This window comes from Paracoccus gahaiensis (genome assembly GCF_005048225.1).
GTDB lineage: Bacteria > Pseudomonadota > Alphaproteobacteria > Rhodobacterales > Rhodobacteraceae > Paracoccus > Paracoccus gahaiensis.
The window spans coordinates 312,174-329,832 of sequence record NZ_SUNI01000001.1; the positions used below are offsets into that span (position 1 = coordinate 312,174).

General features: G+C 69.4%; 20 protein-coding genes. 6 read left to right on the forward strand and 14 right to left on the reverse strand.

From position 1 onward, the window contains the following. Nucleotides 1–17: 17 nt before the first annotated feature. From FA743_RS01535 to FA743_RS01550, 4 genes are read right to left on the reverse strand one after another with little or no spacing between them, the layout of a single operon-like run. Nucleotides 18–455, reverse strand: a complete 438-nt coding sequence (locus tag FA743_RS01535) for an NUDIX domain-containing protein (RefSeq protein ID WP_136884110.1) — start codon at nt 453–455, stop codon at nt 18–20. Next, complete coding sequence (locus FA743_RS01540; RefSeq protein WP_136884111.1) at nt 455–1,489, reverse strand: 5-(carboxyamino)imidazole ribonucleotide synthase; 1,035 nt, start codon at nt 1,487–1,489, stop codon at nt 455–457. The genes FA743_RS01535 and FA743_RS01540 overlap by 1 nt, the downstream gene beginning before the upstream one ends. Further along, on the reverse strand, nt 1,482–1,967 hold the full coding sequence (gene purE / locus FA743_RS01545) for a 5-(carboxyamino)imidazole ribonucleotide mutase (RefSeq protein ID WP_136884112.1): 486 nt from the start codon (nt 1,965–1,967) through the stop codon (nt 1,482–1,484). Before purE ends, FA743_RS01540 begins: the two co-directional genes overlap by 8 nt. 58 nt (nt 1,968–2,025) lie before the next feature. Then, nucleotides 2,026–2,244, reverse strand: coding sequence for a YdcH family protein (locus tag FA743_RS01550; RefSeq protein WP_135312821.1), 219 nt, complete (start codon nt 2,242–2,244; stop codon nt 2,026–2,028). Between the two features lie 216 nt (nt 2,245–2,460). Between FA743_RS01550 and FA743_RS01555 the strand changes: the two genes are divergently transcribed. Both FA743_RS01555 and FA743_RS01560 read left to right on the forward strand, forming a co-directional pair. Next, entirely contained in the window at nt 2,461–2,889 is a 429-nt protein-coding gene (locus FA743_RS01555) for an Hsp20 family protein (protein WP_136884113.1), read from the forward strand. Then, nucleotides 2,882–3,109: a DUF1150 family protein gene (locus tag FA743_RS01560; protein ID WP_136884114.1), complete on the forward strand. Its 228-nt coding sequence runs from the start codon at nt 2,882–2,884 to the stop codon at nt 3,107–3,109. The genes FA743_RS01555 and FA743_RS01560 overlap by 8 nt, the downstream gene beginning before the upstream one ends. Here FA743_RS01560 and FA743_RS01565 read toward each other — a convergent pair. From FA743_RS01565 to FA743_RS01575, 3 genes are all read right to left on the reverse strand, one after another. After that, a complete protein-coding gene (locus FA743_RS01565) occupies nt 3,103–3,921 on the reverse strand; it encodes a TolB family protein (RefSeq protein ID WP_136884115.1) in 819 nt (272 codons plus the stop codon). The two genes, FA743_RS01560 and FA743_RS01565, sit on opposite strands and share 7 nt — an antisense overlap. Next, a complete protein-coding gene (locus FA743_RS01570; RefSeq protein WP_136884116.1) occupies nt 3,918–5,345 on the reverse strand; it encodes an MFS transporter in 1,428 nt (475 codons plus the stop codon). The genes FA743_RS01565 and FA743_RS01570 overlap by 4 nt, the downstream gene beginning before the upstream one ends. A 132-nt stretch (nt 5,346–5,477) precedes the next feature. After that, entirely contained in the window at nt 5,478–7,187 is a 1,710-nt protein-coding gene (locus FA743_RS01575; RefSeq protein ID WP_136884117.1) for a bifunctional sulfate adenylyltransferase/adenylylsulfate kinase, read from the reverse strand. A gap of 208 nt (nt 7,188–7,395) precedes the next feature. On the opposite strand from FA743_RS01575, the gene FA743_RS01580 reads away from it, so the two are divergent. Next, a complete protein-coding gene (locus FA743_RS01580; protein ID WP_136884118.1) occupies nt 7,396–7,938 on the forward strand; it encodes a hypothetical protein in 543 nt (180 codons plus the stop codon). 192 nt (nt 7,939–8,130) lie between these two features. On the opposite strand, the gene ispG is transcribed toward FA743_RS01580, so the two are convergent. The 5 genes from ispG to FA743_RS01605 all read right to left on the reverse strand — a co-directional run bounded on the left by ispG (nt 8,131) and on the right by FA743_RS01605 (nt 11,999). Then, nucleotides 8,131–9,252 (reverse strand): flavodoxin-dependent (E)-4-hydroxy-3-methylbut-2-enyl-diphosphate synthase, encoded by a 1,122-nt coding sequence (ispG, locus tag FA743_RS01585; RefSeq protein WP_136884119.1) that lies wholly within the window; start codon nt 9,250–9,252, stop codon nt 8,131–8,133. 62 nt (nt 9,253–9,314) lie between these two features. Continuing rightward, nucleotides 9,315–9,971 (reverse strand): thiamine diphosphokinase, encoded by a 657-nt coding sequence (locus FA743_RS01590; RefSeq protein ID WP_136884120.1) that lies wholly within the window; start codon nt 9,969–9,971, stop codon nt 9,315–9,317. Then, entirely contained in the window at nt 9,968–10,177 is a 210-nt protein-coding gene (locus FA743_RS01595; protein WP_136884121.1) for a DUF2842 domain-containing protein, read from the reverse strand. Before FA743_RS01595 ends, FA743_RS01590 begins: the two co-directional genes overlap by 4 nt. Before the next feature lie 107 nt (nt 10,178–10,284). Further along, a complete protein-coding gene (locus tag FA743_RS01600) occupies nt 10,285–11,577 on the reverse strand; it encodes an adenylosuccinate synthase (RefSeq protein ID WP_136884122.1) in 1,293 nt (430 codons plus the stop codon). Nucleotides 11,578–11,765: 188 nt separating this feature from the next. Further along, a complete protein-coding gene (locus tag FA743_RS01605) occupies nt 11,766–11,999 on the reverse strand; it encodes a SlyX family protein (protein ID WP_136884123.1) in 234 nt (77 codons plus the stop codon). Nucleotides 12,000–12,057: 58 nt separating this feature from the next. On the opposite strand from FA743_RS01605, the gene hisS reads away from it, so the two are divergent. Genes hisS through hisG form a run of 3 tightly spaced genes read left to right on the forward strand, consistent with a single transcriptional unit; the run spans nt 12,058 to nt 15,310 of the window. Further along, nucleotides 12,058–13,539 carry a histidine--tRNA ligase gene (gene hisS, locus FA743_RS01610; protein WP_136884124.1) on the forward strand — a complete coding sequence of 494 codons (1,482 nt, stop codon included), beginning with the start codon at nt 12,058–12,060 and terminating at the stop codon, nt 13,537–13,539. Next, nucleotides 13,539–14,612 carry an ATP phosphoribosyltransferase regulatory subunit gene (locus tag FA743_RS01615; RefSeq protein ID WP_136884404.1) on the forward strand — a complete coding sequence of 358 codons (1,074 nt, stop codon included), beginning with the start codon at nt 13,539–13,541 and terminating at the stop codon, nt 14,610–14,612. Before hisS ends, FA743_RS01615 begins: the two co-directional genes overlap by 1 nt. Beyond that, nucleotides 14,609–15,310, forward strand: coding sequence for an ATP phosphoribosyltransferase (hisG, locus tag FA743_RS01620; RefSeq protein WP_136884125.1), 702 nt, complete (start codon nt 14,609–14,611; stop codon nt 15,308–15,310). Before FA743_RS01615 ends, hisG begins: the two co-directional genes overlap by 4 nt. Here hisG and ccoS read toward each other — a convergent pair. Next, nucleotides 15,280–15,453: a cbb3-type cytochrome oxidase assembly protein CcoS gene (gene ccoS / locus FA743_RS01625; protein ID WP_136884126.1), complete on the reverse strand. Its 174-nt coding sequence runs from the start codon at nt 15,451–15,453 to the stop codon at nt 15,280–15,282. The two genes, hisG and ccoS, sit on opposite strands and share 31 nt — an antisense overlap. After that, nucleotides 15,453–17,657, reverse strand: a complete 2,205-nt coding sequence (locus FA743_RS01630; protein ID WP_136884127.1) for a heavy metal translocating P-type ATPase — start codon at nt 17,655–17,657, stop codon at nt 15,453–15,455. Before FA743_RS01630 ends, ccoS begins: the two co-directional genes overlap by 1 nt. Nucleotides 17,658–17,659 lie beyond the last annotated feature (2 nt).

Here is a 17,659-nt window from a genome sequence, read left to right on the forward strand (position 1 = left end):
AAGGGGGTGGGGTTCGCTTAGAAGATGACCGTCTCGAGCGGGTCGTAATGCGCGTCGCCGCCGCCCCAGATGGACGCGCCGAGGCTGTCGGGTTTGTGGCGAAGTTGCGCGAGGTCGGCCCGCGTCACCCATCGGGCGCGGTTCACGATGCCTTCGGGGTCGGCCAGGGTGATCAGGTCGGGGCCGGTCAGGGTGGCGCGGAAGTGGATCTCGACTTGGTGGAAGCCTGAGGCGGGGTCGTGGAACTCGTTGATCAGGAAGGGGGCGCCGGGGGTGACCTGCAAGCCGGTCTCCTCGGCCACCTCGCGGATGAGCGTGTCGGGCAGGGACTGGCCCGGCTCGACCCCGCCGCCGGGCAGGCACCACAGGTCCGAGCCATGGCCCGGCCAGGCATTCACCACCAGCACCAGGGCCCGATGCAGGATCGCCGCGCGGACCGCGAGGCGGGGGGCCATCAGCCGGTGATCCGGTTCACATGGCCCATCTTGCGACCGGGACGCGCCTCGCCCTTGCCATAGAGATGGACCTGGGTGCGCGGCTGCGCCAGCAGCTCGGGCACGCGGTCCATGTCGTCGCCGATCAGGTTCTCCATCACCACATCGGCATGGCGGCGGCCATCGCCCAGGGGCAGGCCCGCCACGGCGCGGACATGCTGCTCGAACTGGTCGACGGCACATCCGGCCTGCGTCCAATGGCCGGAATTGTGGACGCGCGGCGCGATCTCGTTCACGATCAGGCCCTGGGGGGTGACGAACAGCTCGACCCCCATGACGCCCACATAGTCCAGCGCGGTGGCGATGCGGGCGGCGATCAGCACGGCATCGGTGGTGACCGCCCCGGCCAGGCCGCAGGGCACGGTGGTGGTGCGCAGGATGCCACCTTCATGCACGTTCAGGCCCGGATCGAAGGCCGCCACCTGCCCATCGGCGCCGCGCGCGACGATGACGCTGATCTCGGCCGAAAAGTCGATGAACCCTTCCAGCACTGAGGGCCCGCCGGTCCAGTCGGCGGGGCCGTCCCCGATGCGGACCTGGCCCTTGCCGTCATAGCCCATGCGGCGGGTCTTGAGGATCGAGGGGCGCCCGATCTCCGCGATGGCCGCGTCCAGCGCGCCCGCATCGGGGACATCGGCGAAGGGGGCGGTGGCCAAGCCGATCTGGTTCAGGAAGGACTTCTCCGTCAGCCGGTCCTGCGAGACGGCCAGCGCGCGGCGGTTCGGGCGGATGGGCGCCAGGCTTTCCAGCAGATCCAGCGCGCTGGTCGGCACATTCTCGAATTCATAGGTGATGACATCGACCGAGGCGGCGAAGGCGCGCAGGGCGGCCTCGTCCTCGTAGGGAGCCGTCGTCACGCGCCAGGCGACATCGCCGGCCGGCGCCGCGCCGGGCTCGAAGATGTGGCAGCGCAGCCCGAGGCGGCTGGCCGCGACCGAGATCATGCGGCCCAGCTGACCGCCGCCCAGGATGCCGAGGGTGCGGATCTCACTCATCGACCGGCTCCTCGGGGATCGAGGCCGACAGCGCCGCGCGCCAATCGTCCAGCCTTTGTGCCAAAGACGGATCGGACAGTGCCAGGATGGCGGCGGCCATCAGCCCGGCATTGGCGGCGCCCGCAGCCCCGATGGCCATGGTGGCCACCGGATAGCCCTTGGGCATCTGCACGATGGAATAGAGCGAATCGACCCCCGACAGGGCCTTGGTCTGGACCGGCACGCCGATCACCGGGATCCGCGTCTTGCTGGCCATCATGCCGGGCAGATGCGCCGCCCCGCCCGCGCCCGCGATGATGACGCGCAGCCCGCGATCGACGGCCGAGCGGCCATAGTCCCACAGCCGGTCGGGGGTCCGATGGGCGCTGACGATGCGCGCGTGCCAGGGAATGCCCAGCTGGTCCAGCACATCCGCCGCCTCGCGCAGGGTCGGCCAGTCGGACTGGCTGCCCATGATAATTCCCACCGGTTCGTCCATCGCGGCCCCCATTGATCCTTGCCGGGTCCCGCATAGCGCGGGGGGGCGCGGCCTTCAATCAGGCGATGATGTCGGGGGTCAGCTCGTCCTCCAGCCGGGCGATGCGATCCTTGAGCGACAGCTTTTGCTTCTTCAGCCGCTGCAGGGCCAGGGACGAGGTCAGCTGCTGGCCCTGCAGGGCCGCGATCGCCTCGTCCAGATCGCGATGCTCGCAGCGCAGCGCCTCGAGGCGGGTGCGCGCGATATCATCATGGGTCATCGAATGCTGCATGTTCATCTTTGGACGCTTTCGGGCTGTCGATGCCGGTTTCATCCAGTATAGCGCGGCGATGCGCGTCTGTTAACTGCCCCTGTTCGAATCCGGGGCTGCGGGCGCATTGCACGACATGCAGTTCTTGCAAAAATGCCCGCGACTTTCCATATTCCGATCAGGCGGGTTGCCACATCGCTTCGGGACCCGCGCCACGCAGTCGCTGCAATGCAAAGGGCTGAGATGACAAAGATGTCCTTGGGGTCTCACCCCTATCTTCTGGGCTTCGACCAGCTAGAACGCCTGGCCGAACGCGCCGCCAAAGGGGCCGAGGGCTATCCGCCCTTCAATATCGAACATATCGCGCCCAACGGGTTCCGCATCACGCTGGCCGTCGCAGGCTTTGCCGAGGAGGATCTGGCGATCACGACCGAGGACCGCCAACTGGTCATCCGGGGCCGCCAGCCCGAGGGCGAGGACAACCGCGTCTTTTTGCATCGCGGGATCGCGGCCCGCGCATTTCAACGCAACTTCGTGCTGGCCGACGGCGTTGAGGTGATGGGCGCGGGTCTCGACAACGGGCTTTTGAACATTGATCTGAGACGGGTCACCCCGCATCAGGTCGTCCGATCCATTCCCATCAGCCGCAAGGAAGGGGAACGTCTTGAATAGCAGATACGATTTCGGCGATATCGACGTCGCCCAGACAGTCTACATCCGCAAGGTGGCCCTCGCCACCCTGCCCCGCGACATCCGCGAGCAGCTGCCCGAAGGGCAGGACGTCTATGCCGTGCATGATGCCGAGGGCGAGCGTCTGGCCTTGGTCCAGGATCGCAGCCTGGCCTTCACGCTGGCGCGGCAGAACGAGATGATGCCGGTCAGCGTTCACTGACCGAGCCGCGCATAGCGCATGAAGGCAAAGGCGTGCCCGTCCGGCGCCCAGCAGGGCACGTTAAGCGTTCCCTGCCCTCCCCACAAATCCAGCAGCTTCCGCCGCCCCGTCCCGTCCGGTCGCATGATGTGCAGCGCCACGGGACGGTCGCGCGGGTGGTCCTGCGTGCCCGGCGCATAGGCCAGCCATATGACGTGGCTGCCACAGGGCGAGGGATGGGGAAACCAGTTCACATGGTCGTCGCGAAAGACCGGTGCGGCCTCTGATCCGTCGGACCGCATCCGCCAGATCTGCGCGTGCCCCGTGGCGTCCGAGTTGAACCAGATCCACGTGCGGCAGGGGCTGAGATCCGGGCCGTCATGATGGGCGATGCCCGGGGTCAGGATCCGCTCGTCGTGGCCTTCCAGGTCGCAGCTGGCGATCCGCACGACCCGGTCGCCGCCGCGCGCGCAGGCATAGACCAGACGTTCCGTCCCGGCGCCGTGCCACCAGCTGGGCCGGGGCAGCGGCAGGGTCCGCACCTCGCGCCCATCCGAGATGTGGATGCCCGCCCCCGTCCCGTCATGCGCCGAAAAGACGATGCGCCCGTCGGGCAGGATGCCGTGGTCGTTGTTGCACCGCTCGGGGCAGCCGGTGTCGATCAGGTGCAGCCCCGCTTCGTCCGCCCGCCACAGCCGCCCCTCGCCATTGACAAGGAACCAGCCATCGGGATGCCAGTTCGGCGCCTCGATCAGTTTTTCCGTGCGCAGGATCACCCGGGCGCTGGCCGAGGCCAGATCCCAGACCTCCAGCGAGGATCGCCAGCCGCTCATCCGGGTACCCGCACGCGGCGCACCGTGCGGGCCCGGATCGCCAGCAGGGTCAGGATCGCGGCAAAGACGCAGACCTGATAGGTCAGCGCGGTGGCCAGCGCCGCCGGATAATCGCCCGTCCCGCGCAGATGCACGAAGAACAGGCTGGAGGCCAGCGCGATGCCGATGGCCGCGCCGACCTGCTGGAAGGCCTGCATCCCTCCGGTCGCCGCCCCCGCCATCGGCCCGGGCACGTCGCGCAGCACCATCTGGAACAGCGGCGAGATGGCCAGCCCCATTCCGAAACCGTTCAGGGCCAGGGGCGCGGCCAGCGTCCACAGATGCAGATCGGCGGGCGGATGGCCCGCCGCATGGCGCAGCCAGATCATGCCGACCAGCATGATCCCGGCGCCCATCGCGATGCGCCGGGTCATGGCGCGGATGCCGAAGCGCGCCGTCACCCAGCTGCCCAGCATCACCCCCAGAGGAAAGGGTGCCGTGGCCAGCCCGGATTGCAGCGGGCTCAACCTGAAGCCCGTCTGCAGATAGATCGCCAAGATCAGGAACATCCCCGGAATGGCCGAGAAATGCAGCATCACCACGATGACTCCCGACAGATAGCCCCGGTCGCGCAAGAGCTGCACCGGCAGCAGCTGTTCGCGGCCCGCGCGTTCCAGCGCCTGCTGGCGGCGCCAGAACAGCCAGCCCACCGGCGCGGCGCTGGCCAGCGCCACCAGCGACCACCACGGCCAGCCCAGCAGCGGCCCCTCGATCACCGGCAGCACGACCAGCGTGATGGCGGCGGCGAACAGCCCGACCCCGCGCCAGTCGATGGCCATCTCGCGCGCCGAGGACATGGTCGGGATCAGCCGCAGGCCGCCCAGAACGACCAGCAGGCCGATGGGCAGGTTCACCAGGAAGATCGGCCGCCAGCCCAGCCCCTGGATGTCGGCGGTGATCAGCAGCCCGCCCAGCAGCGGCCCGCTGACCGCGCCAAGGCTGACCACGACGCCCGCCAGCGCGAAGGCCCGGGCCTTCTGCTCGGGTGCGAACAGCACATGCATGATCGCCATGACCTGCGGCACCATCATCGCGCCGCCGATCCCCTGCAGCGCCCGCGCCGCGATCAGCACCCAGATGCCCGGCGCCAGCCCGCACAGGACCGAGGCCAGCGTGAAGAGCCCCACCCCCGACAGGAACAGCCGCTTGCGCCCCAGCTTGTCCCCGAACCGCCCGCAGGGCAGCAGCCCCACCGCGAAGGCCAGCACATAGGCGGCCGAGACCCATTCGATCTGCGTCTCGGTCGCGTTCAGGTCGGCCCGGATCGAGGGCAGCGCCACGTTGACGATGCTGACATCGACTAGGTTCATGAAATTGCCCATCAGCAGCAGCACGGTCGCGGCCCAAGGGTTCACGCCCCTGGGCGCGGCGGTCGATGTGGTCATCGGGGATATCCTTCGCGGCGGAAACGGCCGGGGTCGAACCTTCGGGTGGCAGGGCGGGTTCCGCGCGCCCCGGGACAAACGCGAAACGGCCCCGGCAGGGTGCCGGGGCCGTTCCGAAACTTGCAGTCGCGATCAGCTGAGGCCGATCAGGCCCATGCTTTCCAGCTTCAGCAGCACCTGGTGGGCGGCGCCGTCCACGTCGATGTCGCTGGTGTCGACGACCAGCTCGGCATTCTTCGGCTCTTCATAGGGATCCGAGATCCCGGTGAATTCCTTGATCTTGCCTTCGCGGGCCAGCTTGTACAGGCCCTTGCGGTCGCGGCGCTCGCATTCCTCGATCGGGGTCGAGATATGGACCTCGACGAAGGCGCCACCGGCCTCGACCATCTCGCGCACGGCGCGACGGGTCGCGGTGTAGGGCGCGATCGGCGCGCAGATCGCGATGCCGCCGTTCTTGGTGATCTCGGACGCGACATAGCCGATCCGCTTGATGTTGATGTCGCGATGCTCCTTCGAGAAGCCCAGCTCCGAGGACAGGTGCTTGCGGACCACGTCGCCGTCCAGCAGCGACACGGGACGCCCGCCCATCTCCATCAGCTTGACCATCAGCGCGTTGGCGACGGTCGACTTGCCCGAACCCGACAGGCCGGTGAAGAACACCGTGAAGCCCTGCTGGGCGCGCGGCGGCGAGGTGCGGCGCAGCTGCTGCACGACCTCGGGGAAGCTGAACCATTCGGGAATGTCCAGACCCTCGCGCAGGCGGCGGCGCAGTTCGGTGCCGCTGATGTCCAGCACGGTCGAGCCCTCGGGGATCTCGTCGGCGGGGAAATAGCTGGCCTTTTCCTGCACATAGACCATGTGCTTGAAGTCGACCATCTCGACGCCGATCTCGTCCTTGTACTGGGTGAACAGGGTCTGGGCGTCATAGGGACCGTAGAAGTCCTTGCCTTGGCTGTTCTTGCCCGGACCGGCATGGTCGCGGCCCACGATGAAGTGCGTGACGCCATGGTTGGCGCGGATCAGGCCGTGCCAGACCGCCTCGCGCGGGCCCGCCATGCGCATCGCCAGGTTCAGCAGCGACAGGTTGGTGGTCGCGGCCGGATACTTGTCCAGCACCGCCTCGTAGCAGCGCACGCGGGTGAAGTGGTCCACGTCGCCCGGCTTGGTCATGCCGACGACCGGATGGATCAGCAGGTTGGCCTGCGCTTCGCGGGCGGCGCGGAAGGTCAGCTCCTGATGCGCGCGGTGCAGCGGGTTGCGCGTCTGGAAGGCCACGACGCGGGTCCAGCCCAGCTTCTTGAAGAAGGCGCGCAGCTCGTTGGGCGTGTTGCGGCGGGCGCGGAAGTCGTAATGCGTCGGCGTCTGCAGACCCTTGACCGGGCCACCCAGATAGACCGGGCCCGCGGTGTTGTGCAGGTAGTTGACCGCCGGATGGGCCAGATCGTCGGCGCCGAAGACCTTCTCGGCTTCGAGCGCCTTGTTCGGCACCCATTTGTCGGTGACCGACATGATCGCCAGGATCACGCCTTCCTGATCGCGCAGCGCGATGTCGGTGCCGGTGGGCAGGCCGTCGGCAAATTTCTCAGACACGTCCAGCGTGATGGGCATCGGCCACAGCGCGCCCGATTCCAGCCGCATCTCGTTGACGACGCCGTTGTAGTCGGCCTCGGTCAGGAAGCCCTTCAGCGGGTTGAAGCCGCCGTTCATCAGCAGCTCCAGATCGCAGATCTGGCGCGGCGTCAGGTCCCAGCTGGGCATCTGCCCCGCATCGTCCTTGAGCGCCTCGGCGGCGGCCTCCGAGACGTAGAGTTCGGGGATCGGGGTCTGGTTGGGCAGGGTCATGTGCAAAGCTCACGGTTACGCGAAAGGGAATCGACACGCGCAACCTGAAGGGGACCGCGTGATACCAGCACAGCCATAGCCGCGAAAAAAGCGATATTCAAGTCTGGGAAAACGCTTTTGCGTCGTCACGGCGCCGGGGGTGTGGCAGAGGAACCCTGCCAAGGCGCCTACGTTGGGTTTGCGACCGCATGGCAACCCGGAGGCTTCGATGACCGACCACACCCCCGCCACCCCCGAAGAACAGCGGGCCCTGAGCCAGGAAGAGCTGGGATTTGCCAATCAAAGCCGCCAGCCCGCCCTGGGTCAGCTGTCCGACAAGGACCTGTCGGATCTGATCGGGCTGCTGCGGGTGCGCCGAAACCGCGCCCGCGACATCGCCGCCCGGCAGGGCCGTGAGGCGCGCGGCAAGGTCCGGCCCTCGGGCAAGTCCTCGGCCGGCGGCAACGAGGGCACGCGCAGCAAGGCGGAATACCTGACCGCCGCGCTGGACCGCGCCACCGAGGAACGCGGCCGCCGCGAGGCCGGTGGCGCCAGCCAGACCGAGCTGGCCGAACAGGCGATGCAGCTGAAGACCGAGGCCGAGACGCCGAATCCGATGCTGGAAGGAGGCGGCGCGCTGCACCCGAACGATCCTGATGCCGATCCCGGCAAGAAGGGCTTGGCCGGCACCGAGCGCGCTACCGCGCCCTCCGGTGCATTGGATCACGCCGGAGACCTGCCCGCCCGCGAACGCTCGGGCACGCGCAAGTGACGCCCGGATCCGGGTCTGCGCCCATGATCGGCTGACACCAAGGAAAAACCCCCGGCGACACCGCGTCGGGGGCTACACCAAAATCACCGGATCATCTTGCCGGGGCGAATCGGCTTCGACAGCCTGCTTCGGCAGGGGTCGCCCATCGGCGCCAGCCTCAGCCCCCGGCCTTTCGTCACAGAACCATGCGCCTTACTCTGCCGCCTTCGCCTCGGCCTCCAGCACCTCGGCACGCTTCTCGACCAGTTCGACGATGTGATCGACCATCTGGTCGTTGGACAGCTTGTGGCTCTGCTTGCCGGCCATGTAGATCATGCCCGAGCCCGCGCCGCCGCCCGTGAAGCCCAGATCGGTCATCAGCGCCTCGCCGGGGCCGTTCACCACGCAGCCGATGATCGACAGGCTCATCGGCGTCTTGATGTGCTCCAGCCGCTGCTCCAGCGCCTCGACCGTGCGGATCACGTCGAAGCCCTGCCGCGCGCAGGAGGGGCAGCTGATGATCTGCACGCCCCGCGTCCGCAGCCCGAGCGATTTCAGGATCTCGAAGCCGACCTTGACCTCCTGCACCGGATCGGCGGACAGGCTGACGCGGATCGTGTCGCCGATCCCCGACCACAGCAGGTTGCCCAGACCCACGGCGGACTTCACCGTGCCGCCGACGAAGCCGCCGGCCTCGGTGATGCCCAGATGGATCGGCGCATCGGTGATCTCGGCCAGCTGCGCATAGGCGGCCGCCGACAGGAACACGTCGCTGGCCTTCACGCTGATCTTGAACTCGTGGAAATCGTTGTCCTGCAGGATCTTGATGTGATCCATGCCGGATTCGACCATCGCATCCGGGCAGGGCTCGCCGTATTTCTCCAGAAGATGCCGCTCCAGCGACCCCGCATTGACCCCGATCCGCATCGAGCAACCGTGATGCCGGGCCGCCTTGATGACCTCGCGCACCCGGGTCTCGTCACCGATATTGCCGGGATTGATGCGCAGGCAGGCCACGCCCGCCTCGGCCGCCTCGATGGCGCGCTTGTAGTGGAAATGGATGTCCGCCACGATCGGCACCGGGCTTTCGCGGCAGATCTCGCGCAGCGCGGTCGTCGTCTCCTGATCGGGCGCGCTGATGCGCACGATGTCGGCCCCGGCCTCGGCGCAGGCGATGACCTGGTCCAGCGTGGCACGCACGTCATGGCCGTTGGTGTTGGTCATGGTCTGCACGCTGATCGGGGCGTCGCCGCCCACGGGGACGTTGCCCACCATGATCTGGCGCGATTTCCGGCGTTCGATGTTGCGCCAGGGACGGATCGGGTTCAGCGACATGGGCGGCCTCCGGGGGTTCGCCCCTCAGATAAGCCATCGAGGCCGCGACGACAACCGCCCCCTCAGCGACCGAGCGCGCCCAGCACCACCCCCAGGCAATCGCGGGGCAGCATCAAGAGCATCGGCCCCTCGATCCGCAGGCTCACCGGCCCCAGGGCGCGGTTCGAGGTTCCGACCCGCCCGCCCGGCGTCATCTCGATCCCGTCGATCGGCCATTCCAGCCCCCGGCTGGTCCCGCGCGCCGGGCCCATAGGAAACAGCGACACCCGCGTTCCCGCCGGCAGTGGCAGGTCGATCCGCGCCGGACAGGCCAGGATCACGTCCTCCGAGGCCAGCATCACCACCCGAGGCGCCTCCGGTTGCACGAGGGCCGTCAGGGCCGCCAGCGTGTGATCCAGACGCAGCCCGGCAAATCCCACCGCCATGATCAGCGGCGCGTCGATCCGTCCCAGGCATTTGGCAAAATCGGTGCTGTCCTGCTCGGCCACCTCCAGCAGGCGTCCGCCGGGCACCCGTGCCCGCGCGGCGTCGGAGATGCTGTCCAGATCCCCGATCACCCAATCGGGCGCCCGTCCCAGATCATGGGCCCGGTCCGCCCCCCCATCCGCCGCCACCAGCAACGGAGCGACCGCCAGGGCACCGTCCAGATCCTCCGAAGCGACCGCACCGCCACCGATCACGGTCACCCCGCGCGGATCGCGGACCCAAGCGGACCTCACCCCTTGCCGACGCCCAGGAAGACCTTCTTGAAGGGCAGCGCCCACAGGACCCCCAGACCGACATAGATCAGCAGCTCGATCCAGATCGGCTGGCGCCCGAAGCGCCCGTCCAGCCAGTTCATCAGCGTGACCGCCGCCATCACATAGAGCGGCAGCGCCACGACCAGAATGAAGATCGACCACCTCTTGCGGGCCTTCAGCTGCATGACGGGTCGTCCTTTCATCTTGGCAGAAATATCCCCCAGGGGGTCCGGGGGAAAGGATGTCCCCCGGCGGTCGCGGGACGCAAGGGGACGCGGGGTCGCGGGCGAGATCAGTCCGCGAAGGGATCGGTCACCAGGATCGTGTCGTCCCGCTCGGGGCTGGTCGACAGCATGGCGACGGGGCACTGGATCAGCTCCTCGACCCGGCGGACGTACTTGATGGCAGCCGCAGGCAGCTCGGCCCAGCTGCGCGCGCCGGCGGTGGATTCCTGCCAGCCCTCCATCTCCTCATAGATCGGGGTCACCTTGGCCTGCAGCGCGGCGGCGGTGGGCAGATAGTCATAGGTCACGCCGTCGATCTCGTAGCCGGTGCAGATCTTCAGTGTCTCGAACCCGTCCAGCACGTCCAGCTTGGTCAGGGCGATGCCGTTCACGCCCGAGATGGCGCAGGTCTGGCGCACCAGCACTGCGTCGAACCAGCCGCAACGGCGTTTGCGCCCCGTCACCGTGCCGAACTCGTGGCCGCGCTCTCCCAAGCGCTGCCCGTCCGCATCGTCCAGCTCGGTCGGGAACGGCCCCTCGCCCACGCGGGTCGTGTAGGCCTTGACGATGCCCAGCACGAAGCCGATCGCCCCCGGCCCCACGCCCGTCCCCGAGGCCGCGGCCCCCGAGGTCGTCGTCGACGAGGTCACATAGGGATAGGTGCCGAAATCGATGTCCAGCAGGGACCCTTGGGCGCCCTCGAACAGGATGCGCTTTCCGGCCTTTCGCGCGTCGCCCATGATCTTCCAGACGGGCTGGGCATAGGGCAGCAGCTGGGGCGCGATCTCCATCAGCCGGGCCTTCAGGTCGGCGCGGTCGATGGGCGAGGCGCCCAGACCCTTGCGCAGCGCATCGTGATGGGCCAGCAGGCGGTCCAGACGGCTGTCCAGGGTCTCCTCGTCGGCCAGATCGGCCACGCGGATGGTGCGGCGGCCGACCTTGTCCTCGTAGGCGGGGCCGATGCCGCGCCCGGTGGTGCCGATCTTGGCCTTGCCGGCGGCATCCTCGCGCAGCTTGTCCAGATCCTGGTGCAGCGGCAGGATCAGCGGCGTGTTCTCGGCGATCATCAGGTTCTCGGTCGAGATGGCGACCCCCTGCCCGGCCAGCCGGTCGATTTCCGAGAACAGCGCCCAGGGGTCCAGCACGACGCCATTGCCGATCACCGCCAGCTTGCCCGGCCGCACGATGCCCGAGGGCAGCAGCGACAGCTTGAACACCGTCTCGCCGATGACCAGCGTATGGCCGGCATTGTGACCGCCCTGGAACCGCGCGATCACATCCGCCCGCTCCGAGAGCCAGTCGACGATCTTGCCCTTGCCCTCGTCGCCCCACTGGGCCCCGACAACCACCACATTGGCCATGACCGATCCTTTTCGTTGTCCGAAACTCTTTTCGGATTGCGTCTAGCGCATCGAAGATGATGGGGGAAGGCGCGATTTCCCAAGGAGGGCGGGACCTTGCCGGGGGGCGACGACCGGGGGCGCTTCGCCCCCCGGACCCCCCGAGGATATTTATGCCAAGATGAAAGGTGGGGGTTCGGCCCCCCGCCTCAGTAATGCGGGGGGCGCTGGTCGGTCAGGGCGACCTGGCCGGGGGCGTCGGCCTGGCGGTCGGCCTCGGCCTGCAGCAGCAGGTCCAGGCGGCGGGTCAGCCGGGCCAGGTCGCGGTCCTGGCGGGCGATCACCTCGGACAGGTCCTCGGTCAGGCGGGCCAGATGGGCCAGCGCCTCTTCCAGCTGCAGAAGCCGGTCCTGCGCGCCGGGCGCTGCGGGCTGCTTGTCCATGTCGTCACCTTCCGTTAGAGCGGCGCCTGAATATGGGCCCGAAAAGGCGACCGATACCATGGCAAAAGACAAGAAGCAGCCCCGCCCCAAGGCCGAGACGCCCAAGGGGTTCCGCGATTACTTCGGCAGCGACGTGACCGAGCGCAAGCGCATGCTGGACCGCATCGCCGAGGTCTATCACCGCCACGGCTTCGATCCGCTGGAGACCAGCGCCGTCGAGACGGTCGAGGCCCTGGGCAAGTTCCTGCCCGACGTGGACCGCCCCAATGCCGGCGTCTTCGCCTGGCAGGAGGAGGCCGTTCCGGGCGGCGGCACGGCGGGCGACTGGCTGGCGCTGCGCTATGACCTGACCGCGCCCCTGGCCCGGGTCGCGGCGCAGTACCGCAACGACCTGCCCAGCCCCTATCGCCGCTATGCGATGGGTCCGGTCTGGCGCAACGAGAAGCCCGGCCCGGGGCGGTTCCGGCAGTTCTATCAATGCGATGCGGATACGGTGGGCTCGGGGTCGGTCGCGGCGGATGCCGAGATCTGCGCGATGCTGGCCGATGCGCTGGAGGCCGTGGGCATCGCCCGCGGCGACTATCTGGTGCGCATGAACAACCGCAAGGTCCTGAACGGGGTGCTCGAGGCGGCCGAGGTCGACACGGACCGCGCCGACGACGTCCTGCGCACGATCGACAAGTTCGACAAGGTCGGCCGCGACGGCGTCCTGGCGCTGCTGACCACGGGACGGCGCGACGAGAGCGGCGCGCAGATCGAGGGCGTGGGCCTTTCCGAGGCGCAGGCCGCGCCGGTGCTGGCCTTCCTGACCTCGAAGGGCGCGGACAATGCCGCGACGCTGGACAATCTGCGCGCCGCCGTGGGCGTCTCGCAGATGGGCGCCGAGGGGGTGGACGAGCTTTCGCAGATGGCCGGCCTTCTCTCCGCGATGGGCGTGGCCGAGGACCGGGCCGTGATCGACCCGTCGGTCGTGCGGGGCCTGGGATATTATACCGGGCCGGTCTTCGAGGCCGAGCTGACCTTCGAGATCCTGGACGAGAAGGGCCGCAGGCGCCAGTTCGGGTCCGTCGCGGGCGGCGGGCGCTATGACGGGCTGGTCGAGCGCTTCACCGGCCAGAAGGTGCCTGCCACCGGCGTCAGCATCGGCGTGGACCGGCTGCTGGCCGCGCTGCGCGCCAAGGGGCTGGCCGGGGACGAGGCGGCGGGACCGGTCGTCGTGACGGTCATGGACCGCGACCGGATGGCCGATTATCAGGCCATGGCCGCCGATCTGCGCGCCGCCGGGATCCGGGCCGAGGTCTATCTGGGCAACCCCAAGAACTTCGGCAACCAGCTGAAATATGCCGACAAGCGCGGCGCCCCGGTGGCGATCATCCAAGGCGAGGACGAGGCCGCGCGCGGCGTCGTGCAGGTCAAGGACCTGATCCTGGGCGCCAGGATCGCGGCCCAGGCCTCGCTGGACGAATGGAAATCCCAGCCCGCCCAGACCGAGGTGGCCCGCGCCGATCTGGTGGCCGAAGTGCGGCGGATCCTGGGATGATCACCAAGCGCGACAAGCAGGATGTCGGCCAGCGCCTGCTGGCCCGCTTTCGGGCGACCGGCGCCGAGGAGGTCGCCCCCGACATCCTGCTGCCCGCCGAGAGCCTGCTGGACCTCTATGGCGAGGACCTGCGCGCGCGCGCCTATGTCACCGCCGACCCGATCCGGGGCGAGATGATGCTGCGCCCGGATTTCACCGTGCCGGTGGTGCAGGCCCATATGCGGACGGGCGCCGAGCCCGCGCGCTATTGCTATCTGGGCGAGATCTTCCGCAAGCAGGACATGGGCGACACCCGCCCCGAGACGCCGCGCGACCACGAATACCTGCAATGCGGGTTCGAGCTGTTCAGCCGCGATCCCGCCGCCGATGCCGAGGTCTTCGCGCTGTTCCACGAGGCGCTGGCGCCGCTGGACCTGCAGGCCGAGACGGGCGACATGGGGCTGCTGTTGGATGCCGTGGCGGGGCTGCCGCTGACGCAGGCGCGGGCCTGTGCCCTCTCTCATCACATCTGGCGCCCGGGCCGCTTCGCGCGGCTGCTGGCGCGGTTCTCCAGGCCCGCGGTGGCGCGGGCGTTTCCGGACAGCACCGCGCCCTGGGCCGGGATGCGGTCCGAGGACGAGATGATCCGCCGCATCGCGCGCCTGCAGGCCGATGCCGCCGTGCCGCCCTTGTCCCCGGTCTGGACCGAGCGGCTGGAGCGGCTGTTCGCTCTGCGTGCGCCCGCATCGGACGCCCTGCCGGCGCTGGTTGAACTGGCCCGCGACATGCCCGCCATCGCCCCGGCGGTGGACCGCATCCACGCGCGGATGGACGCCATCGCGGCGCGCGGGATCGACCTGGGCGCGGTGATCTTCGATGCCAGCCACGGGCGCACCACGCTGGAATATTACGACGGCTTCACCTTCACCTTCCATGCCGACCGCACGCTGCCCGGGCGCGCGACCTGGCCGCCCGTCGCCTCGGGCGGGCGCTATGACGCGCTGACCCGCGTGCTGGGACGCGGGCGCGAGATCCCCGCCGTGGGCGGCATCATTCGCCCCGGACTGGTCGCCGAACTGGAGGCATCCGCATGATCCGCCTTGGGGTGCCGTCCAAGGGGCGGCTGATGGAACAGACCTTCGACTGGTTCGCCGCGCGTGGCGTGCGCCTGTCGCGCGCCGGGTCGGACCGCGAATATGCGGGCCGGGTCGAGGGCGCGGAGGGCGTGCAGCTGGTCCTGCTGTCGGCCGGAGAGATCCCGCGCGAGCTGGCGGCGGGGCGGATCGAGCTGGGCGTGACCGGCACCGATCTGGTGCGCGAGAAGCTGGCTGGCTGGTCCTCGGACCTGGTCGAGCTGGCGCCGATGGGCTTCGGCCATGCCGACCTGATCCTAGCGGTGCCCGATTGCTGGCGCGATTGCCGCGACCTGGACGATTTTGCCGCGATCACCCGCGATTTCCGCGCGCAGCACGGGTTCCGCCTGCGCATCGCCACGAAGTATCACCGGCTGGTACGCGCGCATCTGGCCGCGCACGAGGTCGCCGATTACCAGCTGGTCGACAGCCAGGGCGCGACCGAGGGCACCGTCGCCAACCAGACCGCCGAGGCGATCGCCGACATCACCTCGTCGGGCGAGACGCTGCGGGCCAACAACCTGCGCATCCTGGACGAGCCGCCGATCCTGCGCTCGCAAGCGACGCTGTTCGCGGCCCGCGCGGCCCTGGGTCCGGATCTGGACGCCTTCGCCGCTGTCCTGGGCCTTCAGTCGGGGGGCGTGTCGGGCCGGGGGTGATCGTCCCACCGGTCCGACAGCACCCGTTCCCCATCGCCCTTGGGATCCTCGAACTGGCGGTTCCTCAGCGCCCAGAGGAACGCGCCGAGGCCCACCCCCCCCAGGGCCAGCGAGACGGGGATCAGGATGACCAGGATCTCCATCAGCGGGCCTTTCCGTTCAGGCGGAGCGCGTTCAGCGTCACCGTGATCGAGCTGGCCGACATGGCCAAGGCGGCCAGCAGCGGTGTGGCCAGACCCATCACCGCAAACGGCACCGCGATGACGTTGTAGCCGATCGAGATGGCAAAGTTCTCGCGGATCCGCCGGGTGGCCTGACGCGCGATGACCAGCGCCTCGGCCACCGGCGCCAGATCCCGGCCGGTCAGCACCATGTCGCTGGCCACCCGCGCCGCATCCAGCGCGCTGGCCGGAGAGATCGAGGCATGGGCCCCCGCCAGCGCCGCCGTGTCGTTCAGCCCGTCGCCGACCATCAGCACGCGGGCACCTTCGTCCGACAGTGTGGCGATGGCCGCGGCCTTACCCATCGGGCTGATGCCCGCGCGCCAGTCCTCGATGCCCAGCTGCGCCGCCAGCGCCTGCACCGGCGCCGCGCGGTCGCCTGACAGCAGGATCACCCGCAGCCCGTCCGCCTTCAGCCGGGCGATGCACGCCTCGGCGCCCGGGCGCAGCCGGTCCGAGAAGTCCAGCCGCAGCGGCGGCTGATCCCCGACCGCCAGCCAGCTGGACAGGGTCGCGCTGTCCTGTTGCGGGCCAAGCCCCAGCCAGTCGGCGCGGCCAAGCCGCAGCGCCTGCCCCTGCCAGATGGCGCTGACGCCCTGCCCCGGATGCTCGCACAGATCCGTGACAGTGGCGGGGATCGTGCCCTCCAGCCCCTCGGCCAGAGCGCGCGACAGGGGATGCGACGACCCCTGCGCCAGGGCCAAAGCGGGGGCGCGCAGGACCTCGGGGACATCCGTCAGCAGCAGCGGCTGGCCCAGGGTCAGCGTGCCGGTCTTGTCGAAGACGACCGTGTCCACCTCGGCCAGACGCTCCAGCGCGGTGCCGTCCTTGATCAGCAGCCCGCGCCGGAACAGCCGCCCCGAGGCCGAGGTCACCACCGCCGGCACCGCCAGCCCAAGCGCGCAGGGGCAGGTGATGATCAGCACCGCCGCCGCGATGTTCACCGCCAGCCGGACATCGCCCGTGCCCCAGAGCCAGCCCAGAAAGCTGCCGAAGGCCAGCAGATGCACAGCCGGCGAATAGGCCCGCGCGGCGCGTTCGGCCAGCGAGGTATAGCGGCCCCGCGCCGTCTCGGCCGCCTCGACCAGCGCGGTCAGGCGCGCCAGCGAACTGTCCTGTCCCGCCGCCGTCACCCGCAGGTCCAAGGGGCCGGTCAGGTTCACCTCGCCCGCCTGCAGGGCCGTGCCGGGGCCTGCGGGCACCGGCATCGTCTCGCCCGTCAGCAGGGCCCGGTCGATCTCGCTGCGCCCCTGCGCGATGATGCCGTCTGCGGGGATGCGCCCGCCGGGGCGCACGCGGATCAGATCGCCCGGGCGCAGGTCGGCCACCGCCACCGCCCGTTCCACCATCCCCGAGATCAGGGTGGCGCGCGGCACCTCCAGCGCGGTCAGCTCGGCTGCGGCGGACCGCGCGATGGCGCGGGTGCGGTGGTCCAGATAGCGCCCGATCAGCAGGAAGAAGCACAGCATCACCGCCGCGTCGAAATAGGCGTGATGGCCCGATTGCGTCGTCTCGAAGACGCTGATCGCGCTGGCCAGGATCAGCGCCAGCGAGATCGGCACGTCCATCCCCAAGCGCCGCGCCTTCAGCGAGGTCCAGGCGCTGGCGAAGAAGGGCCGGCCCGCGAAGGCCACGGTCGGCAGGGCGATGGCGGCGCTGATCCAGTGGAACAGGTCGCGGGTCGCGGCCTCGGCCCCCGACCAGACCGCGACCGACAGGATCATCACGTTCATCATCGCGAAGCCCGAGATGCCGATCCGCATCAGCAGATCGCGCCCCGCCCGGTCGGCCGAGGCCCCGACCAGCGCGTCGGGATCCAGCTCATGCGCCTCATGGCCGGCGCGGGCCAGCACCGGGACCAGATCCAGCGCGGTCAGGCCGGGCGCCTCGATGGTCACGCGGCGCAGGGTCAGGTTGACGCGGGCAGCCTTGACGCCGGGATGGGCCATCAGCGCGCGCTCGGCCGAGGTGATGCACAGCGCGCAATGCGCGTCGGGCAGCGACAGGACCAGCCGGGCGGGACGCGCGGCCTCGGCCCGTTCGGCCAGGCGCTGCGCCAGGGGGGCGGCGTCGCAGGCCGGGCAGGCGCCAAGCCGGTGATGGTGACCAGCGGACAGGTCGGCCATGA